21 protein-coding genes are annotated in these 23,571 nt (G+C 67.2%); 16 read left to right on the top strand and 5 right to left on the bottom strand.

Going from position 1 to position 23,571, the window contains the following annotated elements; all coding sequences use genetic code 11:
- Nucleotides 1-2: 2 nt before the first annotated feature.
- Nucleotides 3-653, top strand: a complete 651-nt coding sequence (locus tag AB0J33_RS11440) for a histone deacetylase (RefSeq protein ID WP_363612312.1) — start codon at nucleotides 3-5, stop codon at nucleotides 651-653.
- Between the two features lie 183 nt (nucleotides 654-836).
- Here the strand turns inward: AB0J33_RS11440 and AB0J33_RS11435 are convergent, their stop codons facing one another.
- A complete protein-coding gene (locus AB0J33_RS11435; protein ID WP_363612310.1) occupies nucleotides 837-1,631 on the bottom strand; it encodes an alpha/beta fold hydrolase in 795 nt (264 codons plus the stop codon).
- 270 nt (nucleotides 1,632-1,901) lie between these two features.
- On the opposite strand from AB0J33_RS11435, the gene AB0J33_RS11430 reads away from it, so the two are divergent.
- Nucleotides 1,902-3,608 carry a bifunctional metallophosphatase/5'-nucleotidase gene (locus AB0J33_RS11430; RefSeq protein ID WP_363612308.1) on the top strand — a complete coding sequence of 569 codons (1,707 nt, stop codon included), beginning with the start codon at nucleotides 1,902-1,904 and terminating at the stop codon, nucleotides 3,606-3,608.
- A gap of 369 nt (nucleotides 3,609-3,977) precedes the next feature.
- Here the strand turns inward: AB0J33_RS11430 and AB0J33_RS11425 are convergent, their stop codons facing one another.
- The gene (locus AB0J33_RS11425; protein ID WP_363612306.1) at nucleotides 3,978-5,261 is read right to left on the bottom strand and encodes an MFS transporter; all 1,284 of its coding nucleotides are present in this window, start codon (nucleotides 5,259-5,261) and stop codon (nucleotides 3,978-3,980) included.
- Between the two features lie 86 nt (nucleotides 5,262-5,347).
- Between AB0J33_RS11425 and AB0J33_RS11420 the strand changes: the two genes are divergently transcribed.
- The 3 genes from AB0J33_RS11420 (at nucleotide 5,348) to AB0J33_RS11410 (ending at nucleotide 11,328) form a co-directional block, all read left to right on the top strand.
- Nucleotides 5,348-5,821: a hypothetical protein gene (locus AB0J33_RS11420; RefSeq protein ID WP_363612303.1), complete on the top strand. Its 474-nt coding sequence runs from the start codon at nucleotides 5,348-5,350 to the stop codon at nucleotides 5,819-5,821.
- 116 nt (nucleotides 5,822-5,937) lie between these two features.
- A complete protein-coding gene (locus AB0J33_RS11415; protein WP_363612301.1) occupies nucleotides 5,938-8,538 on the top strand; it encodes a hypothetical protein in 2,601 nt (866 codons plus the stop codon).
- A gap of 372 nt (nucleotides 8,539-8,910) precedes the next feature.
- Complete coding sequence (locus AB0J33_RS11410) at nucleotides 8,911-11,328, top strand: right-handed parallel beta-helix repeat-containing protein (RefSeq protein WP_363612298.1); 2,418 nt, start codon at nucleotides 8,911-8,913, stop codon at nucleotides 11,326-11,328.
- A 410-nt stretch (nucleotides 11,329-11,738) separates the two neighbouring features.
- On the opposite strand, the gene AB0J33_RS11405 is transcribed toward AB0J33_RS11410, so the two are convergent.
- Nucleotides 11,739-12,674: a hypothetical protein gene (locus AB0J33_RS11405; protein ID WP_363612296.1), complete on the bottom strand. Its 936-nt coding sequence runs from the start codon at nucleotides 12,672-12,674 to the stop codon at nucleotides 11,739-11,741.
- A 193-nt stretch (nucleotides 12,675-12,867) separates the two neighbouring features.
- Here AB0J33_RS11405 and AB0J33_RS11400 point away from each other — a divergent pair, with 193 nt between their 5' ends.
- From AB0J33_RS11400 to AB0J33_RS11370, 7 genes are all read left to right on the top strand, one after another.
- Nucleotides 12,868-13,491 (top strand): hypothetical protein, encoded by a 624-nt coding sequence (locus tag AB0J33_RS11400; protein ID WP_363612294.1) that lies wholly within the window; start codon nucleotides 12,868-12,870, stop codon nucleotides 13,489-13,491.
- The gene (locus AB0J33_RS11395; protein ID WP_363612292.1) at nucleotides 13,488-14,531 is read left to right on the top strand and encodes an XRE family transcriptional regulator; all 1,044 of its coding nucleotides are present in this window, start codon (nucleotides 13,488-13,490) and stop codon (nucleotides 14,529-14,531) included. Before AB0J33_RS11400 ends, AB0J33_RS11395 begins: the two co-directional genes overlap by 4 nt.
- A 212-nt stretch (nucleotides 14,532-14,743) precedes the next feature.
- Nucleotides 14,744-15,238, top strand: a complete 495-nt coding sequence (locus tag AB0J33_RS11390) for a hypothetical protein (protein ID WP_363612290.1) — start codon at nucleotides 14,744-14,746, stop codon at nucleotides 15,236-15,238.
- 601 nt (nucleotides 15,239-15,839) lie between these two features.
- Nucleotides 15,840-16,193 carry a tyrosine-type recombinase/integrase gene (locus AB0J33_RS11385; RefSeq protein ID WP_363612411.1) on the top strand — a complete coding sequence of 118 codons (354 nt, stop codon included), beginning with the start codon at nucleotides 15,840-15,842 and terminating at the stop codon, nucleotides 16,191-16,193.
- Between the two features lie 370 nt (nucleotides 16,194-16,563).
- Nucleotides 16,564-17,706 (top strand): DUF262 domain-containing protein, encoded by a 1,143-nt coding sequence (locus tag AB0J33_RS11380; RefSeq protein ID WP_363612288.1) that lies wholly within the window; start codon nucleotides 16,564-16,566, stop codon nucleotides 17,704-17,706.
- Complete coding sequence (locus AB0J33_RS11375) at nucleotides 17,703-18,461, top strand: MAE_28990/MAE_18760 family HEPN-like nuclease (RefSeq protein WP_363612286.1); 759 nt, start codon at nucleotides 17,703-17,705, stop codon at nucleotides 18,459-18,461. The genes AB0J33_RS11380 and AB0J33_RS11375 overlap by 4 nt, the downstream gene beginning before the upstream one ends.
- Complete coding sequence (locus AB0J33_RS11370) at nucleotides 18,389-19,558, top strand: DNA cytosine methyltransferase (protein ID WP_363612284.1); 1,170 nt, start codon at nucleotides 18,389-18,391, stop codon at nucleotides 19,556-19,558. The genes AB0J33_RS11375 and AB0J33_RS11370 overlap by 73 nt, the downstream gene beginning before the upstream one ends.
- Before the next feature lie 85 nt (nucleotides 19,559-19,643).
- Here the strand turns inward: AB0J33_RS11370 and AB0J33_RS11365 are convergent, their stop codons facing one another.
- Together AB0J33_RS11365 and AB0J33_RS11360 are read right to left on the bottom strand one after the other, a co-directional pair.
- Nucleotides 19,644-20,324 carry an HAD family phosphatase gene (locus AB0J33_RS11365; RefSeq protein ID WP_363612282.1) on the bottom strand — a complete coding sequence of 227 codons (681 nt, stop codon included), beginning with the start codon at nucleotides 20,322-20,324 and terminating at the stop codon, nucleotides 19,644-19,646.
- Nucleotides 20,321-21,187, bottom strand: coding sequence for a winged helix-turn-helix domain-containing protein (locus tag AB0J33_RS11360; RefSeq protein ID WP_363612280.1), 867 nt, complete (start codon nucleotides 21,185-21,187; stop codon nucleotides 20,321-20,323). Before AB0J33_RS11360 ends, AB0J33_RS11365 begins: the two co-directional genes overlap by 4 nt.
- A 644-nt stretch (nucleotides 21,188-21,831) precedes the next feature.
- Between AB0J33_RS11360 and AB0J33_RS11355 the strand changes: the two genes are divergently transcribed.
- The 4 genes from AB0J33_RS11355 to AB0J33_RS11340 are packed head-to-tail and all read left to right on the top strand — an operon-like array spanning nucleotide 21,832 to nucleotide 23,566.
- Nucleotides 21,832-22,089 carry a DUF6284 family protein gene (locus tag AB0J33_RS11355; protein ID WP_363612278.1) on the top strand — a complete coding sequence of 86 codons (258 nt, stop codon included), beginning with the start codon at nucleotides 21,832-21,834 and terminating at the stop codon, nucleotides 22,087-22,089.
- The gene (locus AB0J33_RS11350; RefSeq protein ID WP_363612276.1) at nucleotides 22,090-22,536 is read left to right on the top strand and encodes a hypothetical protein; all 447 of its coding nucleotides are present in this window, start codon (nucleotides 22,090-22,092) and stop codon (nucleotides 22,534-22,536) included.
- Between the two features lie 47 nt (nucleotides 22,537-22,583).
- Complete coding sequence (locus AB0J33_RS11345) at nucleotides 22,584-22,898, top strand: hypothetical protein (RefSeq protein ID WP_363612408.1); 315 nt, start codon at nucleotides 22,584-22,586, stop codon at nucleotides 22,896-22,898.
- Nucleotides 22,898-23,566 (top strand): NUDIX domain-containing protein, encoded by a 669-nt coding sequence (locus AB0J33_RS11340; protein WP_363612274.1) that lies wholly within the window; start codon nucleotides 22,898-22,900, stop codon nucleotides 23,564-23,566. The genes AB0J33_RS11345 and AB0J33_RS11340 overlap by 1 nt, the downstream gene beginning before the upstream one ends.
- The last annotated feature ends 5 nt before the right edge of the window (nucleotides 23,567-23,571 follow it).

Raw genomic sequence — 23,571 nt, 5'->3', positions numbered from 1 at the left:
TCGTGCTGGTCTGGTACACCGCGTACGGCTCGAACATGCACGCCGACCGGCTGGCCTGGTACATCGGCGGTGGCTGCCCACCCGGCGGAAAGCGGACCTACCCGGGCTGTCGCGATCGGCGCCCACCGAGCCGGTCCGAGCCGGTGTCGCTGCCCGGAGGCATCTACTTCGCCGGCGAGTCCGGTGCGTGGACCGGCGGTATGGCCTTCTACGACCCGCACCTGCCGGGCGAGGCCGCAGCGCGTGCCTACCTGGTCACGCTGGAACAGTTCACCGACATCGCGGCACAGGAGATGTACCGCCCGGCGGGTGACACCGACGAGCTGATCCCGGCCACCGGCGCGGCCGTCGACGCCGCCGTCGCCACCGGACGGGCCATGCTCGGCCCGGGACGGTACGAGACGCTGGTCTGCCCGGGCAGCCGCGACGGCGTGCCGATGCTCACCTTCACCGCGCCCGAGGGGGCGTCGGCGGTGCGCTGCCGACCACCCGCGCCGATCTACCTCAGCATGATCGCCCGTGGGCTGCACGAGTCACACGGCTGGCCGGCCGCGCGGATCGCCGCCTACCTCGCGGTCCGGCCCGGGGTGGCGGACGCCTGGCCGCCGGACGCCGTAGCCGCCCTGGTCACCGAGGCGCTGGCCGACGCCTGACCCGCCGGTCAGGCTGTCAGCCCGTGGCGCGGGCGCGGTGGCCAGCAGCGCCCGGTGGCCGGCGCGGCGCCCGGTGGCCAACGGCCCCCAGTGGTCGGCGGCGCCCGGTGGCAAACGGCGCCCGGTGGTCGGCGGCGCCCGGTGGTCGGCGGGTCTGGGGTGGGTGGCCGGGGGTTGGTGCCGTCAACCGAGCAGGAACTCGCGCAGCGCGGGGGCCAACGTTGCCGGCTCGACCTCGTGGAAGCCACCGTCGAGGCTGATGGACCGGCCGCCCGGGACGGCCTCGGCCGCAGCTCGACTCGCATCCCGCAGCCACTGTGGACTGGCCGTGCTGTCCACCGCGAGGGTCGGCGCGGTGATGGCCGCCAACTGGTCGGCGGGGAGATGCCCTCCGGCGGTGACGATCGCGTCGTACGGCAGGGTGTGCGCGATCGCCGTCAGCCCACCCCACATCGGGAGCGAACGCAGCCCGCTGATCGACTCGGCCGGCAGCCCCACCCAGGCGCTGAGAAAGACCTCCACCGCGGCGTCCCGGTCGTCGACCGCGATCAGCTCGATGAGCTGTGCGGTGATGTCCTTGCGGACGCCCACGTGCGAACCGACCTGAAACGGTGGCTCGAAGAGGACCAACCCGGTCACCGGCAGGCCCTCGGCGGTGGCGAGGGCGGCCAGGATCGCCCCGGAGGAGATGCCGTAGACGGCGGCGGAACCGCCGGCCGCCGCGATCAGGGCGGCCAGATCGTCGACCTCGCGGCCGATCTCGTACGGCGGCGTGTCGCCGCTGTGGCCCCGACCTCGACGGTCGTAGCCGAAGACGGTGAAATCCGGTGCCAACGCCGAGGCCAGCGCCCGCGTCGTGGTCCGATCGTTGAACGCGCCGCCGACCAGGACGATCGCTGGGCCAGCACCGGACCGCTCGAAGGCGATGGGCGTGCCATCCGCCGACCGCACCTGCTCCACCGGTGTCGCTTCGTCCACCTTGCCGCTCCCTGTCCGCGTTGGCTGTCCCGTCCTTTCTAGACCCTGGATCCGACGTTGTCCGGCACACCGCGGCAAACGACGATCGATTCCGGGCCTCGACGTACGCGCTGCCTCCTGGGTCGACCGGCCGGCCAGCGGATGAGAGGCTGTGCAGGCGGGCGGTCATGCTCAACCGCCACCAACCGCGACCCTTCCGACGGCGTCGATCGGCGGTCTGGTCGACCCAGAGGCCGGGCACCGTACGCGCCGATTCTCACGAGGAGTTCCATGTTCATACCCGGGATGCGTCGGGCCGCTGTCGGCCTGACCGCGCTCGCGGTGGCCGCTTTCGGTGCGGTCGCCACCAGCCCAGAGGAAGCCGACGCGCGGCCGAAGCCGGTCGACGTCACCCTGCTGGCCCTCAACGACTTCCACGGCAACCTCGAACCACCGAGCGGGTCCAGCGGCACCATCGCCGGGCAGACCGCCGGTGGCGTCGAATACCTGGCCACCCACCTGGCCGAGCTGCGCGCAGCCGCCAAGAAGCAGAACACCATCACGGTCGCCGCCGGTGACCTGATCGGCGCGTCCCCGCTGCTCTCGGCCGCGTTCCACGACGAGCCGACCATCGAGGCGCTGAGCATGGCCGGACTGGACTACGCCAGCGTCGGCAACCACGAGTTCGACGAGGGCGCCGCCGAGCTGCTGCGGATCCAGAACGGCGGCTGCCACCCGGTGGACGGCTGCGCCGACGGCACCCCGTACCGGGGGGCCGGTTTCCAGTACCTGTCCGCGAACGCCTTCAAGACCGCGACCGGCAAGCCGCTGATGGCGCCGTACGCGATCCACAAGGTGCAGGGCGTCAAGGTCGGCTTCATCGGGATGACGCTGGAGGGCACCCCGCAGATCGTCAGCCAGCAGGGCGTCGCCGGCCTGACCTTCGCGGACGAGGCCGACACCGCCAACCGGTACGCCCGTGAGCTGCGCCGCAAGGGCGTAGAGGCGATCGTGGTTCTGCTGCACGAGGGCGGCTCCCAGGCCGCGACCGGTGGGATCAACGACTGCGTCGGCATGACCGGCCCCATCGTGGACATCACCAACCGGATGGACCCGTCGATCGACGTGGTGGTCAGCGGGCACACCCACCAGGCGTACAACTGCGACATCAACGGCAAGCTGGTCACCAGCGCCAGCTCGTTCGGCCGCCTGGTCACCGACATCGACCTGAAGATCGACCGCCGTAGCGGCGACGTGCTCTCCGCTGCCGCGAACAACGTCGTGGTCACCCGCGACGTGGCAAAGGACCCGAAGCAGACCGCCCTGATCGACCGGTACAAGACCGTGCTCGGCCCGGTCGCCGACCGCCAGGTCGGCGTGACCAACCAGGCGATCACCCGGAGCCAGGAAACCCTCTTCGGTACGAGTCTGGGCGAATCGCCGCTGGGCAATCTGATCGCCGATGCGCAGCTCGCCGCCACCGACGACGAACAGAACGCGGTTGCCGCCTTCATGAACCCGGGCGGGGTCCGGGCCGACCTCGACGCCGGCCCGGTCACCTACGGGGAGGCGTTCACGGTGCAACCGTTCGCCAACAACCTGGTGACGCTCGACCTGACCGGCGCGCAGCTCTACTGCGTCCTGGAGCAGCAGTTCGTGACCGGTCGGACCCTCTACCCGTCGGCCACGGTGGGCTACGTGGTCGACCCGAACGGCACCACCGGTACGGTCGCCGATCCGTGCGCCGGCACCCGCGTGGTCCGGGGCAGCCTCACCCTCGGCGGCACCACCGTCGACACCGCCGCCACCTACCGGGTGACGGTGAACAACTTCCTGGCCGGCGGGGGCGACGGCTTCAGCGCCCTCACCGCCGGGACGAACCAGGTCACCGGCCAGATCGACCTGGACGCGTTCGTGGCGTACCTGACCGCCCAGTCGCCGGTCTCCGCACCGACGCTGGACCGGATCCGCACCACCGCCGAGGTCCCCGCCGCCTGACGGCCGACCCCGCGACGTCGGGCCCCGGAGCATCCGCTCCGGGGCCCGCCTCGTTTCCCCCGCTCCCCGGCTCCGCCGGACCGCTCGCCGGCGCCGTCGGCCCCCTCACCGGCCCGCCTGCTCCTTCGGTCGCATGATCGCGCTCGATCCTGGAAGTAGTGGCCTCCGGCCGCGCGGACACCACTCGATCCAGCATCGAGCGCGATCATGCGGCGCTGCCGGGATCCGCGAGCGAGATCCGTGCAACAACAGGGATGTTGCTGCGTCCGGCGCGTCGGAGACAGCAACATCAGGGAAGCTGCGTGGATCTTGGCGCGGGCGCGGGCGCGGGCGCGGGCGCGGGCGCGGGCGCGGGGTGCGGGGTGCGGGTCAGGCTGGGGTGGGGGTTCGCTCGGGGGTGGTGGGGGCTGTCTCCACCCGGCCGTCCTGCTCCGCGTTGAGCAGTCGACGCAGGGAGAGCGCGACAAGCGAGGCGACCAGACACCCGCCGACCACTGTCGCCACCCAGACCTTGCCGTCGGCGGCGCCGATGAGCGGGCCGGCGGTGACCGGGCCGATCACACCGCTGATCCCGAAGATCATCGAGCTCATGGCGTTGTACCGGCCGCGTAGCTCGTCGGTGGCCAGCGCGTTGGTGAGGGCGGGCATCACCGGCGACAGCATCGTCTCGCCGAAACCGAAGATCGCCGAGCAGGCCACCACGCACAGCGCGGCCACCACGGCGTCCCCGGTGCTGACCAGATCGGCGGCGCCGAGGACCAGCCACGCGGTGGCGAACACCGCCCCGACGAGGGCCAGTGCGGCGGTGCGGCTACGGCCCTCGATCCGACGGATGACCAGGAGCTGAGCCAGCACGATCGTCACGGTGTTCGCCGCGAGCGCCCAGGCCACCACCCGGGGGCTCACCTCCGCGACCCGCACGGCGTACGCGGCGAAGCCGACCTCGATCTGGGCGTACCCGCAGGTGGTGAGGACCAGACCAAAGATCACCAGCCGGCGGAACGGGCGGTCCCGGAGAACGGTCAGGTAGCCACCGGGCGACGGTTGGTCAGCGGCCTGGCGGGCGCCGAGCCGGTGCCCGACACCCGGCAGGGTGAGCAGGATCAGCGCCGGCATCAGGTAGCTGACCGCGTCCAGCAGGTAGACGATCTGGAAGGTGCCCGGTCGGTCGGTGTCGACGATCGCGCCGGAGGTCATACCGCCGATGCCGATACCGAGGTTGAGCAGCGCGAAGTTCAGCCCGAAAACGCGTTGCCGCTCACCGTCGTCGGTCAGCGAGGCGAGGATGGTGTTCTGCCCGGACCAGATCGCCGAGCTGCCGACCGCGATCACCGTCATCACGGCGAACGCCGAGGCGCTCGAATCGACCAGGGCCAGCGAGCCGGTGCCCACCGCCTCGATCAACAGGCACGGCAGCACCACCCGGCGGGCCCCGAACCGGTCGATCAGCGTCCCGCCCAGCGGCGACAGGGCCAGGGTTACCGCGCCGTACCAGCCGATCACCAGACCGGCCCGGGTGTCGGTGAGGCCGCGGACGTCGGTCAGGTAGATGAAGAGGAACGGCAGGGTGAGGCCACGCCCGATCGCCGACAGCAGGGTGCCGACGAGCAGCCGGCGAGCTTCCGGGCGGCGGGGTAGGGCGCGACGCAACATGACCGGCATTCTGTTCGCCGGGTCCGACGATCCGCCAATCGTTTACCGTGTCGGCGGCTGTCGGTGTGCTCTGCCATGCTGGCCCGGTGAGCGTGACCTGGCGACACCTGCCCGCAACCGCCCGCGAGATCGCCGGCGCCGCCACCGCCGCGGTCGAGGCCGCGAAAGACCAGGACACCGAGGCGTACGAGCTGGCTGCCGGTCGGCTCGCCACGGCCGAACGCTCCGGGTTGGTGCTCGGTGCCGTGGTGCGGCTGCTGCTGGAGACGACCCATCCGGACGGGCTCGACGGCGACGACGTACGCCAGGTGCTCCAGCGGTGCGTCCGCGCGGCGGCCCCGTGGCGACCCGACGTCGATCCGCACGTCGTGCTGGTGCTGCTGGCCGGGGCGCTCGGTGTGTACGACCCCGGCGAGGACGACTCCCCACCCGACCCGTCGGCGCTCGCCCGGCACGCCCCACTGTTGGTGGCCGACCTGCTCACGGTGGCGGGCCGCCCGCTCGACGGTTACCTGAGCGCGGCGTTCACCGAGATCGAGCGCACCGAACGGCACGACTGACCCCCAGACCGAACGGCCGGGGGTCCGGGCCGATCGGAGCTGATCACATCGTTCGGGGTCGCGCTACCCTCCTCTCGCTTGATCGACTTGCACGGGGGTGTGTGATGGACAGACGGATGATCGCGCGGCTGGCGGTCGTACCGCTGCTCGGTGGTGCGGGCCTGGTGGGGCCGGTGACGCCCGCGCTGGCGGCGGCCCCGGCGCCGGTCGCCCGAGCGGCGGCCAGCCCGGTGACCGAGCTGTACGTCAGCAGCAAGGACTGCGCGTCGGGTGCCAACGGCAGCGAAGACGCCCCGTACTGCACGATCTTCGCCGCGGCGGCGGTGGCGCAGCCCGGCCAGACGGTGTTGGTGCAGCCCGGGGACTACCCGGAGTCGGTGACCGTGACCCGCTCGGGGACCGAGGGAGCGCCGATCACCTTCCGCGCCGTCAACGGCGTGTCTGGGCGCATCAACGTCGGCAACATCGGCAACACCGTCGTGGGCACCGTCTTCCGGATCACCGGTGTACACGACGTGGTGGTCGAGGGTTTCGTGGTGGAGGACACGGACACGGTGGCGCCCATCGTGATCAGCGCGTCGACGAGGGTCACGGTCAACGACATCGCCGCGCACGCTTTCCGTGCCCCGGCGGTCGTGCACGTCACCGGGGGGTCCACCGACGTCACCATCAGCCGGGCGTTCCTGACCCAGATGGCGGCCCCGGCAATCCGGATCGATCCGGGTGTCGGCGGGACGGTGGTCGTCAACAACCAGCTGCACCTGGGCGGCCTGCTGGCCACCGACGCCCCCGGAACGGTCATCACCAACAACACGGTGCTCACCAACTGCGTTCGGGCAATCGACGTGGCCGGTGCCTCGACCGGGCTCTCGATCCAGAACAACATCCTGCGCACGAACATCTACCACGGCGCCTGCGCGACGCCGCAGGATGCGATCGCCATCGCGGTCGCCGTGCCGCCAGCGACGGGAACCGTCTCCGATTACAACCTGATCGACCCGATCAGCGGCGGTCCCGTCTACCAGTGGGCCGGCACGGCCTACGCCGACCTGTCGTCGTTCCGGACCGTGACCGGGCAGGGCGATCATGACATCGCCGGCGACCCGCTGATCGCCGGGAACACCAGCGGAGGGCTTCGGACCTTCTTCCCGGTCAGTCCCACCTCACCCGCCGTGGACTCGGCGAACGCCCTGGCGCCCGGCGTCACCCGTACCGACACGCTCGGCAACCCGCACAGTGACAATCCCGCCGTGGCGAACACCGGCACCGGCAACGGATTCCACGACCGGGGCGCGGTCGAGGCCCAGGGTTCCCCCGGGAACGGGCAGTTCGGCCTCCGGCACCGGTCGGGCACTGACTCGTTCGCAGTGACGGCCACCGGAACACCGCAGTTCGCCTGGCCGGTGGACGGACCGGGCGGCGTGATCTCGTATCGGTTCGACGGGAAGCGCTACCCCACCGTCACGTCGGCGCGCTCGGTGGACTCAGCCTTCCGGCAGGCCGGCGAGGGCTGCGTCACCATCGCGATCAGTTACACGGGTTTCCGGTGGGCCGAGACGAAGAGCGACCTCGTCTGCACGACGGTCGGGACGCGGTACACACCCACCGCGCCGAGGCGGCTGCTGGACACCCGGGCGGCGGTCGGCACCGCCACCACCACCCCGGTACCGGCCAACGGTGAGGTCGCCGTGCCGATTCCGGCCGTCAACGGTGTACCGGCGGCCGACATCGTCGCGGTGGTGCTCAACGTCACCGTCACCGCGCCCACCACCGCCGGTTTCATCAGCGTGCGCTCCCCGGGCGGTCAGCTCAGCTCGTCGAGTGTCAACTTCGTCGCCAAGGAGACCGTGCCGAACCTGGTCATGACGAAGGTGCACGGTGGAGTGGTCCGGCTGGTCAACCGCAGCGGCGGCACCGTCCACCTGCTCGCCGACCTGCAAGGCGTCTACGGCCGGCAGGGTTCCGGGTTCAAGGCGCTCGACCCGACCCGGGTGCTCGACACCCGTACCGGAAGCGGTGTCGCCCTGGCAGCGAACGGTGAGCGGCGGCTGGACCTCTCCGGGCGGCTGCCGGCCGACGCCACCGCCGCGATCCTCAACGTCACCGTGACGGGTCCGACGACGGCGGGCGTGCTCACCGTCTACCCGGACGGTTCCCCGGTGCCGCTGGCATCGAACCTGAACTTCGTGGCCCGGCAGACCATCCCCAACCTGGTCGTCGTACCCGTGGTCGCCGGGAAGGTCGTGGTCCGCAACGCCAGTTCGGGGACCACCCACGTCGTTGCCGACCTGGCCGGCTACTTCGGCTCGGCCGCCTCCGGAGCGGACCAGACCTTCGTGCCGTGGGAGGGCCGGATCGCGGACTCCCGCGACAACTCCGGGTGGCTCCGGACGACGAGCCCCGGCCCGTTCCCGGCCTTCGCCGAGGGCGGCGCGCCGCTCTGCGCGGGGTCGTGCGGATCGGGCGATGTCCCGGTGACCGCCGGCGTGTTGAACCTGACCGTCACCGGGCCGACGACAGCGGGCGTGTTGACCGCGTACCCGCGCGGGGCCGCGAGGCCGACCGCGTCGAACGTCAACTTCGTGGCCGGTGAGACCGCCTCCAACCTGGTGGTGTCGAAGGCGGCCGGCGGATACGTGAATGTCTTCAACAACAGCTCGGGTACCGCTCACCTCCTCGCCGACCAGGCTGGATACTTCATCGCCCCGGTGTCCTGAGCTGCCGAGCGTTCGGACGGCCGTCCATTTCACGTCCCGTGGACGGCCGTCTGCCCGCTCCGGGCCATCCGCCGCTCGGCGGCAACGCATAGCCAAACGTCGGTATAGGCTGCCCCGCGCAATGGCAATCTATATTCAGCGGGGGCTGTGGTGAGAAGAAGACTGTGGTCACTGGTGGTCGTACCAGTGGTTGGTGGGGTTGGCGTGGTCGGGCCGACGACGCCCGCGGGAGCGGCACCGGCCGCCGCGCAGGCCGCGCCGGCCGCGTCCGGGTCCGAGGTTTACGTCAGTAAGACCTACTGTCCGTTCCCAGCGAGCAACGCGGACGGATCTGTTGATCGTCCGTACTGCACTGTCTCGGCCGCCGCGGCGGTGGCACAACCGGGTCAGACCGTCCTCGTGCAGGCCGGCTCCTATGTGGAGAAGGTGGTGGTCAACCGGTCGGGCACCAGCGGTGCGCCGATCACCTTCCGGGCGGTGAATGGTCCGAACGGCTTCGTCACGTTGAGCGGGCCCTCGGGGGGCAACGCGTTCACGCTCGTCGGGGTGCACGACGTCAAGGTGGAGGGCTTCTCGCTGCGGTCGTCGGGCTCCGCCGAGCCGGTCCTGATCGACGGCGCGACCCGGGTGACCGTGAACGCGCTCACGGTCCGTCCGCCGGCCGGCGTGGCCGGCGTCCGGGTCACCGGAGCGTCGAGCGACGTGACCATCAGTCGGGGCTGGTTCGGCGCCTCCGGCGCGCCCGGGGTGGCGATCGACGCGGGTGTGGCCGGTGCCGTGGTCAGCGGCAACCAGTTCCGGGGCGGCCTCACCGTCACCGACGCACCCGGTACGGCGATCACCGGGAACACGCTGGTGACCGGTTGCACGTCCGGCATCACCGTGACCGGCGCCTCGCCGGGGGTGGAGATCCGCAACAACATCGTGCAGACCGCCGACGTGTCGGGCAGCGCCCCCGCCGCGTGCGCGGACCCGGCCACGGCCACCGCGATCGACGTCGCGTCCGGGTCGGTCGGGCAGAGCGTCGCCGACTTCAACCTGATCGATCCGGCGAGCGGTGGTGCCCTGTACGCCTGGGGTGACACCGACTACGCCGACCTCGCGGCGTTCCGGGCGGCGACCGGCCAGGGTGCCCACGACATCGCCGCCGACCCGAAGCTCACGCCACAGCAGGGCACCGAGCGGCCGTGGATCGCCCTTGATCGGACGTCGCCGGCGGTCGACTCGGCGGACGCGGGCGCCACCGGCTCCGACCCGGTTGACCTGCTCGGTCACTCCCGTGCCGATGTGCCGGAGGTGCCGAACACCGGCACCGGCCCGGGATACCGCGACCGCGGTGCGGTCGAGGTCGCCAGCCCGTGGGCCAGCGGTGGTACCGCAGCCACCGTCAAGCGGAAGGTGGGTGGCGGCGCGTACGACATCGTGACCCAGCTGCCGGTGACCTACCAGTGGCCGGTGGAGACGGTCGCCGGCACCTTCGGCTATCAGGTGATCGGCGAACGTTTCGTGGCGATGGCGGGCGGCCCGGTGCACGAGCAGACGGTGCGTCGGGCTGGGCAGGTCTGCATCCGGGTCTTCGTGAGCCCGGACGGTTACCGGACCATCCCCGAGTTCGACCTGCCCAGAGGCGGCTGCGCCATGGTCGGCGCCCGGTACAACCCGGTCACCCCGACCCGTCTGCTGGACACCCGGTCCGGGATCGGGGTCGGCACCTCCGTGCCGGTCGGGCCCAACTCCGAGGTGCTGCTGCCGGTCTCGACCATCGGTGGTGTGCCGGCGGCGAACATCGACGCGGTGGTGTTGAACGTGACGGTGACCCAACCGACGGCTGGGGGCTTCCTCACCGTCTACCCGAACGGTGCCCCGGCGCCAACCGCGTCGAACATCAACTACGTCGCCAACGAGACGGTGCCGAACCTGGTCACCGTGCCGTTGACGAGCGGGGGAATCCGATTCCGCAACAGCAGCAGCGGCACCGCGCACGTCGTCGCGGACCTGCAGGGGTGGTTCGGTGCTTCCGGGTCCGGTTTCAAGCCGCTCACCCCCGTGCGGGTCTCCGACAGCCGTGAGGGCACCGGCGGCCCGTACCTGCCAGACACCTCGCGGCAGCTGGACCTGTCGTCGAAGGTGCCGGCCGACACGACCGCCGTGATCCTGAACGTGACGGCCACCGCCCCGACGACCGCCGGCGTGTTGAAGGTGTTCCCGGGTAATTCCCTGGTGCCGCTCGCGTCCAACCTGAACTTCGTGGCGGGTCAGACGATCCCCAACCTGGTGATGGTGCCGGTCGTCAACGGCAAGGTGAACATCTACAACCAGAGTTCCGGCACCGTGCACGTGCTCGCCGACCTGGCCGGCTACTTCGGGTCCGCGGCGTCCGGCGCCGACCAGACGTACGTGCCGTACGGCCCGCGCCGGATCGCCGACACCCGGGACGGCACCGGCCTGTCGTACCGCCCGGTGGGACCCGTCGCCTCGAACTCGTCGATCGGCGTCATCCCGGCCAACGTGCCGAACAGGGTCTGCGCCGGCACCGCGTTCGACTGCCCGACCGCGGTGGTGGCCAACCTGACGGTCACCAGGCCGACCAAGGCCGGCCTCCTCATCGGGTACCCGTTCGACAACCCGCGGCCGGTGGCGTCGAACGTCAACTTCGTGGCCGGGGAGACGGCTTCCAACCTCGCCGTCATCGGGACCAGCGCGGGTTCGGTGTCGCTGTACAACGCCAGCTCGGGCAGCACCGACGTGATCGTCGACCAGGCCGGCTACTTCATCGCCGCCCCGTCCTGAGCACCGCTTCCGGAGCCGGCGCCGCCTGGCGGTGCCGGCTCCGGCCGTCTCGGCGACGAGCCTTCGACCGTTCGGTGGCCGCAGATCGGTTGCCGGTTTTGCGGTGAAGCCGGAAACGAATCAAGGCCCCTCGGTGGAGGGGCCTTGACCTTTGCTTACCTCTGTCGGGGTGGCCGGATTCGAACCGACGACCTCTTCGTCCCGAACGCGGGCATGGGGCGTCGTCTTCTGTCATCCCTTGTCGACCGATGCTGGTTAGCTCACCTGCATGCTCGCTTGTTGGTAGCAATTGTTCGCGGGAGGCGGTGGGTTCGCTGCCTCCCTGCTGCCTCGAACCGCTGCATAGCCCATGGCAACGCCGCTTGTTCCTGGCGCCAGACTGTACGGCTTAAGGCGCCCAAGCCGCACAGTCAGCCGAATGCACCGCTGACGGCCAGTTCGGTGATCGCCTGGGCAGCCCCGCCGGTTGCGGCGGCCACCGAGGCGACGCCGAGCTTGTCGGCTATGACGCGCAGCTTGCCAACCTTCTTGACCACGTCGCCAGTTTCAGGCTCATCACTCTCGACCGCGGCACGAAGCTCGGTCAGGGCATCGAGCAGCTCGGCGCGCTGAGCTTCCGCGATGTCAGCTGCCGCCACTTGGACCTTGTCGAGCAGCCGAAGTGCGTCCTCGACGGTCAAGCCCTCCATGCTGGCCGTTGCCTTGGCACCGATGGCTACAGGCCCCGTGGCTGTCTGGATTGTCGTGTTGTAGATGTCTCCGAGGCGGTGGCTCACTGCAGCATCGACCTGGCCTTTCTTGGGCAGCTCCGACATCGGCGTCTCCGCTGTGAGGTCGGCGACTACGTCCACGAGCTTGGTTCGAATTTGACCGAGGATGCCCACGACCACCGAGCCACTCATGACGTAGGAGAGGCCATCGATGTTCTGGAACGGACCAAGCTCCCTGCTCCAGATGGCCTGGGCAACGGCCAGGCCGGGTGCCGTGAAATTCAACTTCTTCTGACCTGCAAGGTGCTGCAGTTCCTCGATCGGCTGCCTGAACGTCAATTCCTCCGGCACGTACTTCCGAGCTTCAAGCGGTAGGTGGAGTCGGCTGATGGTGTCGCCCTGCCTCCAGAAACGCCCGCTCGTTGAGTCCACCGACATCGGCACATCGTGGAACTTGCGATACGTCGGAACCTCATCTTCCTCGCCGTACCCGTACAACTCCCTCCGAGCCCACTCCCGAAGGGACTCCGACCCGGTCTCGGCCCCAAGCAGCAGGCACTTGCGGAGCAACCCAGCGAGCGGCTCCGACTCGTCCAGTAGGTGCTCGCGCAGCGAGCGAAGCAACGTGTCGGTCACGTGCTAGAGGTTAGGGGAGGGATGCGACAGTGAGACCGCCTCACACAGACCCTTGCTGGCGTCGTCGCCGGATGCGTGCTGATGACCCGCTGCGTTTCCGAAGCTGCAAGCCGCCAAGGCGCCCTGCGGGAGGCAACACGCGGAAACCAAACGGCTATCGCGGATCGATGATCAAGCTGGTATGTTTTCCGGCATGGATTCGTACCCCTCGGCTGATGAGGTCTTCGACGATCTTGGCGACAAGGTGCTGAACGCCATCAGCGCTGCCGTCGCCTTGACCAAGGTCGACCTTGCGAGGTACCGCCAGGCTGAGCCAGGCTGGGTCGCCAGTCAGTCGATCCGAGGGCTGGCGAACTGGATTCATGACCGGCTGTGGTTCCACCTAACGGACAAGCTGGACAACGTGCCCGGCGTGACCTTGGTGGATGAGGAGCCGATCCGTGAGCTCTGGGTCGGTACGAAGTACAGGCTTCGAGCCAAGCGTCACCGTGAGGATGACGGACATGTCAGCACCTACCCGACGCAGGCGGCGCTGGACTTCCTCTCTCAGGTTCAGCCGGCGTTGGAAGGCTTGGAACGAGTTCATTTGATCACTGGCTACGAGTGGAACTCGGACAGCCGTGAGATGGGTGCAGCCGTAATATCGCTGCGCGATGGTAAGGAAAACGTGATCTGGTACGAGAAGTTGTCCCCGTCGGCCGCCGCTGGAAGCACTACGCGCTTCCCCGTGCCCTCGCAGCCTGGCCCCACTCCTCCCGTTATTGAAGTTGAGGGCGCCGCGGAGCGAGAGTCGCTTGGAGGGGCTGATTCGGCATGAGCCTTGGCGAGGCGTTAGAAACTGCGCGCCGAGCCCGCGGTCTCACCCAAGAGGAGCTAGCGAAGGCGATCGGAGTCAAGCAGGCAACCCTGTCTAGGTACGAACAGGACCGTAGGGAGCCGGATGACGAGACCCTCGCGAATCTTGCGGAGGCTTTAGGCGTAACTGAGTCGTTTCTGTTAGGTGCGGGGCGCTTGCATGGCGCGATGGCGATTGACGCCCACATGCGGAAAAAGGCCACAGCAAAGCCGACGGTTTGGCGTCAGCTTGAGGCAAAGCTAAACATGTACCGGATGCATGCGAGGCAGCTATTCGAAGAGGTATCGGTGAGGACCAGCCAGCACCTCCCAACCTTCGATCCGTTCGACACCGATCCGGCGTCAGCCGCTCGAATGGTACGGATGCAATGGAAGATGCCCATTGGCTCGGTTCGCAACCTTACGCAATGGGTGGAGGCCGCCGGGTGTCTAGTCATTGAGGAGGACTTCGGTACCGCTCGTGTCGACGGCTTATCGCAGTGGATCGGCGAATATCCGATCATGCTGATTAACATGCGCGCCCCCACTGACCGTAAGCGGCTCACAATCGCCCACGAGCTGGGGCATCTCTGCTTGCACGCCACTGATGTCTCCGAAGATATGGAGCAGGAGGCTAATGCTTTTGCTGGTGAGTTCTTGATGCCAGCGGAGGTGATTCGCCCGCAACTTCGAACACTTACTCTCGGTAAGTTGCATGACCTCAAGCGCGAGTGGGGCACCTCGATGCAGGCCCTGATCGAGAGGGCCAATGACCTCGGACTCGTTACACCAAGTCAGCGGACGAATCTCTATAAGTCGCTCAGTGCATACGGATGGCGGACGCGAGAACCCCTCAGCGAGGAGCTGGCGGTTGAGGCTCCGCAGTTGCTGCACAGCATCACCGATGCCTTGTCCTCGAAGGGTTTCACCGCTAGCGACATCGCTGAGAAGTCTGGCTTCGCGCCGGGAAATGTGGAGCAGCCGTTCCGCCCTGCACGCGCGCGACTACTCCGAGCAGTTTGAGACTTTGGTATAGAATGTCTGCGACTCTTCGAATGGAAGGAATGAGATGAGTCAGGAGCCTGCATCGCAACCACAGCCGGCGACCCCGCCGCCGCCCCCTCCTCCGCCGCCCCCTCCGGCCGACATCACTGGATTCATCACGACCGTGACAGTGCGCGGGAGCCGTGGCCCATCGGAGAGGGGAACGGAAGTCAGGGTTACAGAGCCGCACCGTGACCGAGCAAAGTGACATTTACTCAGGATTTATAGAGGCTGAGTTAAAGACGGAGCGGGAGCGCAAGTCGTCGCTTGATACTCGGGCGGCGTCGCTGGTCACCACGTCAGGCAGTCTTGTAACGATCCTGGCGGCTGTCGGAACATTCCTGGGCAAGGGTGACGAGTCAGCTTTTCCAAGGAAAGCGCTCGTCGTCCTTGTTCTGGCTTTAGCGGCTTTCTCCTTCGCTTCGCTTGCCGGCATTCTGAGTGGATGGAGCCGGCCTTATCTGGCGACTGACACTGAAGCCCTCAGAGTCATGTTGAATTCTCGGTGGGGCGATGATGAGAGGCTCGCGCGGAGAGAGATCGCAAGCGTTAATATCCGGTTCATTGATAGCCTTCGTCGCGTTAATCAGCGCAAAGAATGGTTTCTTCGCGCCGGTTGGGTGTGTCAAGTAATTGCCCTTGGATTGCTTTCTGCCGTCGTTCTGATCGTGCTTGCAACTCGTTGAGGCAGTTCGCTCGCCACAGTGGTGCCGCTCTTGCCATCCCGTCTGCCGCCGACCCACACACTGTGGAGCGGGCCAGGGTCAGGGTGACAAGGTGGAGCGCCCTACCGGACGTACGACCTTGGCGCCCTGACCCTGGTCTGCTCGGCTTGCCTGGGTCGGTGGTGGACGGGATGGCATCCCACCTCACCTACCCACCCACCGGAACCGTTCGGCAACTCCATCTCGGAGTCGTCTGGCCCCCGCCGGAGGCAGCTCTAACCCGTCCCTCCCTTACCTTCACCCTTCCCACCTCCTTCCTTCCTCTGGCCTCAGCGGTCCATGTGCGCCGTTCGGCAACTCCGACTGCCTGCGGTGACTACTGCATTCGTCGGTCTCTGGATCGCGGAGAACGGGTGGACGTACGTCCGCTTGCCCCGCGGTCATCCAGGACTCGTCACCGGGTCACCTCACTGACCCAGGCTGACGCGCGGGGCGGGCGTGGGCTTCGGGCCGGCTGACTTTCCGCCCCGCCGCCGAAGGCGGGCGGGGCGGCGGCTCCGTCAGGAGCCGGTTACCGCGCCCGGCCCGCGCCGCGCGGAGCGCCTTGATCTAGTACAGGCCAATTCGGCAACAGATCACAGGCAGCTCCGAGCGACCAAGGCCAGCGCGAGCCAACTCACCCGATCGAGCTTTCCACCGGCCGCGACGTGCCGCCCGGGTCACGCTCCGGGCGCGGATCTGGAAGCCTTCGCTGCAACGGGCCGGGCTGCCCCTCGCGCTCCGGTTTCACGACTTGCGGCACTCGTATGCGACCTGGCTCGTCTCCGATGGCGTGCCAATAAATGACGTTGCCAAGGTGATGGGCCACGAGCAGACGTCCACGACCCTAGACCGCTACACGCACTCGACCCGCGACCGCGATCGCAGGGTGCTCGCGTCGTTCGCTGCCTTCTTGCTGCCTCAGGATGAGCGATAAGCCCTGAAAACGAATCAAGACCCCTCCGTGGAGGGGCCTTGACCTGCTATTACCTCTGGTCGGGGTGGCCGGATTCGAACCGACGACCTCTTCGTCCCGAATTACGTCCGGCCACTCGACAGACCTCGGGTTCCCGTGATGCGCGCAGGTCAGCCCGTCGGTGTGCGTTGGTCCAGACGGGACGCTGACGCCAGCTTCTCCTAGTTCATCTCCCAGTTTTCTCCCAGCGGCGTGCAAGCCGCCGCATGGCCTGGGTAGCACGAAGACCGGCATAGCGGTTAGATCGACGCGCGCCACGGGTCGAACGAACGAACCCGACAGGATAACCTAGCGCAGCGACGATCGAGCGCCGTGTGGCATGATCGAGTCCGTGTACGCTACCCGGCTCGGTTACAGCGGGCGCGGGGTCAAGCGGGAGGCGGCCGAGCAGGGAGACGTGGTGGCGAGCGTGCAGACGGCTAAATCGGCAGAGCAGCAAGCTGAGGCCGAGGAACAGATCGTTGAGCAGTCGAAGCGCATTGACTTCTACATCACCGAGTACTCGGTCGAGATGCTTGCACACAAGATGCGAGCGCACGAGTACGTCGTCCCCGCCTATCAACGCGAATTTACCTGGGAAGACGAGCGGAAGTCCAGGTTCATCGAATCGCTAATCATGGGGCTTCCGATACCCTTCGTGTTCTTCTGGGAAATGCCGGATGGACGTCTTGAGATCGTGGATGGCTCGCAGAGACTCCGCACGATTGAAGAGTTTCTGTTGGGCGATTTTCGCCTAGGTGACCTCGAACAACTCGACAAAATTTCGGGCTTTCGTTTCGCAGAACTTCCAGAGTCTCGGCAAAGGAAGATTCGAAACAGGTCAATTCGGGGAATCGTCCTGAACGAGCATGCCGACGAGGCCGCCCGGCTTGATATGTTCGAGAGGATCAACACCGGCAGTAAAATCGCCAACAAGGCGGAGATTCGCCGGGGGGCGGTAGCCGGCCCCTTCCTGAACCTCATAATCGAACTTGCAAGCGATGAGCGGCTGGTAAGACTTGCGCCAATGAGCGAAAAGAGCAAACAGGAACGCGGGTATGAGGAGCTTGCCACTCGTTTCTTTGCATACGGCGACGGCTTAGCTGGCTACAAAGATCGCCCCGCCGACTTCATCTTCAACTATGCCAAGAAGATGAATGACAGATTCGAGAGCGATCCCTCCCTTGCTGAAACGTACCGTCAACGCTTCCATCACACGATGGATTTCATCGAACGGGTCTTTCCGCGCGGGTTCCGCAAGGGGCCTGCTGGCAAGGCCACCCCACGTGCGCGATTCGAAGCAATCGCAATCGGCTCTTACCTTGCTCTGCAAGAGAAGCCAGAGCTGGCTGATCGCACCTGGGCCAACCTCGACGTCACCCCCTGGATTGATGGGGAAGAGTTCACTGCGGTGACAGGCTCCGACGGAGCAAATGCTCGTGCGAAGCTAGAGGGGCGAATGGGCTTCGTTCGTGACCGGTTGGTTGGGTCATGAGCGCCGGCGATCTTCTTCCGTTCTTTGAGGAGCGCTTTAGCGAGGTCAGCGACTACCTCGACCTCCTAGAGCAGTTGGACGCTGTGACAGCTTCCTCGGGAACGCCGCGCTTAGCTGTTTCCAACTATCGAATTACCACATCCCAGCAGCGCATCCTTTATTCGAGTGTCTACCTTCAGCTCTACAACTTGGTTGAGGCGACAGTTGCGCGGTGCGTCAGCGCCGTTACTGATGCAGCCACCTCGGCAGGGCATTGGCTTCCTCACCAGCTCAATGAGGAGTTGCAGCGGGAATGGGTGCGAGCCGTGGCGCAAACCCACGTCGACATGACACCGGAGAAGCGGCTCAAGTTTGCGCTTGAGTTGAGTAACCACATTACAAACCAACTCCCGATCGCCGGGTTTGTCGTCGACACAGGCGGCGGTGGCAATTGGGATGACGAGGCGATCTTTAAGGTTGGGAAGAGGCTCGGGTGCCGTATCACGAATTCGCCTGAGGTCAGCAAAGCTGTGAAGAGCAAGACTTCTGGAAGCGAGCACGGTCCCCTCAAGCTGGTCAAGCTACGGCGAAACGACCTAGCGCACGGCTCGCTCTCTTTCGTGGAATGTGCTCAGAACCTCGTGGTAAGAGAATTGCGGGAGAATGCTAACCAAGTGGGTGCTTACCTGCGCGAAGTAATCGAATGCTTCACGCAATATATAAATTCCCATGCTTTCTTGCGGCCTGCCCACCAACCGAGCAATGGAGCAGCGTGATGGCAACCGAGTCGACGCCTGGCATTGTCGGAGTCGACCTTTTCTGTGGCGCAGGAGGCTTGACGCACGGATTGGCTCGCGGCGGCATCAACGTCAAGGCAGGGGTAGACCTGGACCCATCGTGCAGATACCCCTTCGAGGCGAACAACGACGCCGTGTTCCTAGAGCGAGATGTAAATGACGTCTCACCGGAGGAGCTTTCGCCCTACTTCGAGCAGGGCGATTTGTCGCTGCTCGCTGGCTGTGCCCCATGCCAGCCATTCTCCTCTTACAGCCAGGGCGGCCGAGGCAAAAGACGCGGGATGGATTGGCAACTTGTCTCAAGCTTCGGCCGGTTGGTGCAAAGTCTCCAACCCGACCTTGTGACGATGGAGAACGTCTCCCAACTCGCCGGGCACAGCGTCTTTGGGGAGTTCCTAGGACATCTAAAGGGCTACGCCGTCCAGTGGTCAGTGGTGGATTGTATTAAGGTTGGTATCCCTCAATCCCGTCGGCGACTCGTGCTCCTCGCGTCTAAGCTTGGATCCGAAGGCTTGGACATCGACTACGGATCTACTAACCCTGCACGCACGGTTCGTGATGAAATTGAAGGCCTGCCACCGATTGCGGCGGGCGAGCAACACTCCCGAGACCCCCTGCACATTGCCTCTTCTCTGAGCGAAATGAATTTGAGGCGCATCAGGGCGTCGAAGCCGGGCGGCACTTGGCGTGACTGGGATCCGGAGCTAATCGCGGCCTGCCATCGCAAAGACTCCGGATCCACCTACCCGAGTGTCTACGGACGCATGGAGTGGGACAACCCCGCACCTACAATCACAACTCAGTGTTTTGGTTTTGGGAACGGGCGCTTCGGCCACCCTGTCCAGGACCGTGCTATTTCCCTGCGTGAAGCTGCAATGCTTCAAACATTTCCAGAGTCCTACAAGTTCGTGCGGGATGGTGAGCCTATTCGCTTCAACAGGCTCGGCAGGTTAATTGGTAACGCCGTCCCGGTTCGCCTCGGGGAGGTTATAGGACGCACCCTAGTGAACCACGTTCGGATGGTCCGAGGCGAAACGGAAACTCCGTTGCCCGCTCGTCATGGCCGGCTCTTCTGAAGGGTCGCAGGGGCTTGGAGCAAGCGTGATGCAGGATCAGCAGCAACAATGCTGATCCTGCACGAACAGTCTCCGATGCTGCTTCCTAGCCAAGCAGAACCCGAGCTACCTCGCCCATACTCGTGATAACCACGTCAGCGTTGGCCGCTCGGAAAGCATCGACCTTCGAGCCCCGATTCGCGTAGCCGATCACCCGCACCCCGGCGGCTCGCGCCCCCTCAATGTCCGACAGCGAGTCGCCGACGAGGACGCAGCGGTCCGGCGGCTCGCCGAGGTGTCGAACGGCTCGCAGGATGGGATCTGGGTGCGGTTTCATCCGGGCCGGATCGGCGTACGCCCGGCCGACCACCGGCGACACGTGCCCGGCGAGCCGGTGCGCTGCCAGGTAGGCGCTGACCGCCTCTGCCGAATTGTTGCTGACTACCGCCACAGATAAGCCGGCCTGCCGAGCGGCCACAATGACCTCTCGACCGTACGACGTGGGTTCAGCCGTCTCGACGGCCCGGCGTTCAGCCGCGCAGAGAGCATCCTCGACGGCGGGCGTGACGCTTTGACCCATCGTTACCGATCGGCGCAGCACCTCAAGTGGGTCCGGCTCGCTAGCAAGTTCCGGCGGAACGTCAACGCCCCGTCGTCGCAGAACGTCAACCAACTCTGCGGCAACATGGGCCGCCGGGTAGCCCGCAAAAATGCTGCACACCGGCCCGTCGAAGTCGAGCAGCACCGCGCCGACCCCGCCGAGCAGTCGGCCAAGGTCGGCGCTCATCCGTCGTACCGGTAGGCGATGGTCGACCACACAGAGTCGAACCACTGGCGGGAAGCCTCTACGAACTGCGTGCCGTCGGACGTGTCGTCATCAGTCACGGCGTAGTGGAAAAGCGGCACGTCCTTGCCCATCAAGTCATAGATCGCCATCGGCTCACCCTTGATCGTTACGGTGCGCTCAACGGCCGGGTAGAAGCCGAAGAAGACCTCTTCCCCATTCAGCATGTAGAGCTTGAACAGGGGCGATGCACGATGCATCCGCACCTCTACCGTGGCCGATCGGACTAGACCGAGGTCGCCCAGCTCGGCCACCTGGTCAATGATTCCGTCCGCCGCCCGGCGCGTAATGCGCTCGGCCCGCTCGCGCACCGCCGGATCATCCGCCTGCGTCTCGGCGAGCGCCGGCAGCGCCATGGGCGCAGCCATGTCGGAGATCAGCACCCGCACCGCGATCGTCTCCGGTGCGAGCCGGCCGACCCGCACCTTGTCGAGCGCCTCGGCGAGCGCGTCCCGCAGCGTCTCGCCCGAGAACCCAGCGAAGTCGATGGTCACGTAAGGGCGTTCAAACGCCGCTTCGATATGCGGTCGCAACTCCACCGCCCGCTGCGTCTGCGCGCGCACGAATGCGCCACTCCCCTGCCTGGAAATGATCAGTCGCTCGGCACGTAGCAGCTCAAGCGCCCGCTTGACGGTCTCCCTGGCCACGCCGTACCGGGCAGCGAGATCGGGTTGCGACGGCAGCTTGTCGCCCGGGGCTAGCCGCCTCGTGAGGATCGCGGCCCGCAGCTTGTTCGCAATCTGCTGCGACGCCTGTTTTGGGTCGTCGGGGTCGAGTTCGCCAAGGAAGTCAAGGTTCTCGCTCACGAGGTCAGCCTAGCTCTGGCTAGCCAAGTTAGGGAAGTTCCGGCTTAGCGCTTGACTTGGCTAGCCAGGACGCCCTAGCGTCATCCGTGTTCGTACCTGGCTAGCCAGGTTGGACAAGCTGGCGAATCCTCAGCCGGCGGAGGTGGCTTCGGCTGCGCCGCTCGTGAATCTGCAGGACCGCCGTGGCGCAGGGCTCCACTTGAGAACTTCACAGAGGTCCGGGACGCAGGGAGATCCGTCTTCCTCATTGGTCCCGATGCATGCGACCTAGGGGTAGCTGCGGGTGTCAGCCGTGACGTGTCCGGCTGCAAGACGTGTCCGCTCGCTTGCTCAACCGAGGGTCGCCCGGCGTGCCAACACGGCACGCCCTTGTTGATCGCCCCCGGGGCGCGGCCGACCTGGCCGCGCTCCGGCTGTTCGTCCGACCTGATTCGAGCTGGGGAGAGGTGAGCCGACTTGTCCGTGAACATCGCCGCCGCCGTGCGGATTACGACCAAGAGCAACGCCGTCTGGCGCGACTGCAACGGGTGCGGCTCCCTCGCACCACTGGCCCCCGATGAGGACCGCTGCCGGCCGTGTCGTCAGTCGACCACCACCCGCCGCCGTCCGGCCGCGGGCACCCGTCGTTCCGGGAGGAACCGCAAGTGAATAGCTACGACCTGAACGACGCTGGCCCGGACGGGCCGAGCCTGGATGACCTGGCCGAGATCGAGCGGGAGATGCCGCTGATCGACGCCGAGGTGCTGTTGCTGGACGCGCAGATCACGATCCTGTGCGCCGAACCCGCCCCGTCGGATCTGGACTGGCAGCGGGTGCGCCGGGCGCGGCGGCAGGTGATGCGGGAGGCCCGCGCTCTGCTGGCCGTCCGCGCCACGTCCGGCCGCGGTATCCGGGTGGCCTGAATGGTCGCCCGGCTGATGCGCCCCGCTGACCCGGTACCCGGGCCGATCGTGGCCCGCCGCGTGGTCGGCACCCCGGGTGAGGTCGCCGCGGTGGTGGCGACGCTGCGCCACTCCAACCGCCTGATCGGCATGTCGCTGCCGGCGCAGATGCCAGCGGGTGACCCGCGCGTATGGGTGACGGTCCGCTTCATCGACCGCCCCCGCGCCGCCCGTGCCGCCGTTCCGGCTCGCACCGTCCGCCGCTGGCCGGTGGTGACCGCCGTTGCCGTTCCGGCCGCTACCACGGTGGCGGTGGCCGGCTACCTCGCCGTCCAGCTCGTGACGGCGCTCATCGCGCTGCTGCCGCTGCTGGCGGGCGGCGCGTTCGTCCTGGCCGTGCTGGGGCTGCTGCTGCGCCGCTCCGGGGTGTGCTGCCCCGGCCTGCACTGCCCCGGCTGCAACCACTGACCCGAAGGGAACCTCTGTTGACCGCACGTAAGAACCGCCGCGCCGTCATGGCCGAACTGCTCCTGCTCGCCAACCCGACCGCGATCACTGTCCGGGGCGACGGAACGTCCCTGCATATCGACTTCGACAGCATCGCCGAGCTGCGCTCATGGCTGCACCTGGCCGGGCTGAGCAGCACGGACCTGCTCACCACCCCGGAGCGCGAGTACACCGACTCCGACGGTCGGCCCTACCGGACGGTGTCCGCCTACCCGACGTGGCACGGCTGGGAGATCTTCGCCTTCGTCCGCGAATACACCGACAGCCGCACGCAGCTCGACGCGTCGACCGTCGAGCAGCTGGCCGCCATGGCGGTGGCCTGATGACCGCCCGCACCTACACACACCCGTCCGTGCTGGCTGGCATCGCCGCCGGGGCCGCGTGGGCGGACCCGGAGACGGACCCGACCCGCATCGACTGGACCGAGCGCCGCCACCGGGCCGCAATCCCGTTCCCGATCGTGGACGGCCGACCGGTCAACCCGTACGCGCCGACCGGCATCCGGTACGGGCGCAACGAGCTGGGCCACTGGGGCGAGGCGCAAGCCGCCGACGCCATCGTCGTGGCGACCACGCCGCACAACTGGCGGTGGATCGTCATGGTCGAGCGCGACGACGATCACGGGTGGGCGTTGCCCGGCGGGCACGTCGACCCCGGAGAGACCGCCCTTGCGGCGGCAGTGCGGGAGCTGGCCGAGGAAACCGGCCTGACCGTCGACCCGGACCGGGAGCCGTACGAGGTGCTGCCGGCCCGGTACGTGCCCGACCCGCGCGCCTCCGATGAGGCGTGGATGGTCACCACCCCGGTCGTGTTCGACGCGGGCATCTACGTGGGTGCGCTGCCTGACGTGACCGGCATGGACGACGCCCGCCGCGCCGTGTGGGTGCCGGCCGTCGACTACGGCTGCGTCGTGCGCCACCTGGCCGACGCCTACGGCGGCGAGGTGTTCGCCGCCCATCGCGATCTGCTCGCCGACATCCTCACCGACTGACCGGA

This window comes from Micromonospora sp. NPDC049645 (assembly GCF_040675155.1).
Classification (GTDB): Bacteria; Actinomycetota; Actinomycetes; order Mycobacteriales; family Micromonosporaceae; genus Micromonospora.
This window is presented reverse-complemented; position numbering and strand designations above follow the sequence as displayed.

Coding starts and splice junctions, on each gene's coding strand:
- AB0J33_RS11345 (WP_363612408.1), top strand. CDS start 22,584: ATGGCCGAACTGCTCCTGCTCGCCAACCCGACCGCGATCACTGTCCGG.
- AB0J33_RS11340 (WP_363612274.1), top strand. CDS start 22,898: ATGACCGCCCGCACCTACACACACCCGTCCGTGCTGGCTGGCATCGCC.
- AB0J33_RS11400 (WP_363612294.1), top strand. CDS start 12,868: ATGGATTCGTACCCCTCGGCTGATGAGGTCTTCGACGATCTTGGCGAC.
- AB0J33_RS11425 (WP_363612306.1), bottom strand. CDS start 5,261: ATGTTGCGTCGCGCCCTACCCCGCCGCCCGGAAGCTCGCCGGCTGCTC.
- AB0J33_RS11415 (WP_363612301.1), top strand. CDS start 5,938: ATGATCGCGCGGCTGGCGGTCGTACCGCTGCTCGGTGGTGCGGGCCTG.
- AB0J33_RS11365 (WP_363612282.1), bottom strand. CDS start 20,324: ATGAGCGCCGACCTTGGCCGACTGCTCGGCGGGGTCGGCGCGGTGCTG.
- AB0J33_RS11395 (WP_363612292.1), top strand. CDS start 13,488: ATGAGCCTTGGCGAGGCGTTAGAAACTGCGCGCCGAGCCCGCGGTCTC.
- AB0J33_RS11370 (WP_363612284.1), top strand. CDS start 18,389: ATGCTTCACGCAATATATAAATTCCCATGCTTTCTTGCGGCCTGCCCA.
- AB0J33_RS11430 (WP_363612308.1), top strand. CDS start 1,902: ATGTTCATACCCGGGATGCGTCGGGCCGCTGTCGGCCTGACCGCGCTC.
- AB0J33_RS11375 (WP_363612286.1), top strand. CDS start 17,703: ATGAGCGCCGGCGATCTTCTTCCGTTCTTTGAGGAGCGCTTTAGCGAG.
- AB0J33_RS11350 (WP_363612276.1), top strand. CDS start 22,090: ATGGTCGCCCGGCTGATGCGCCCCGCTGACCCGGTACCCGGGCCGATC.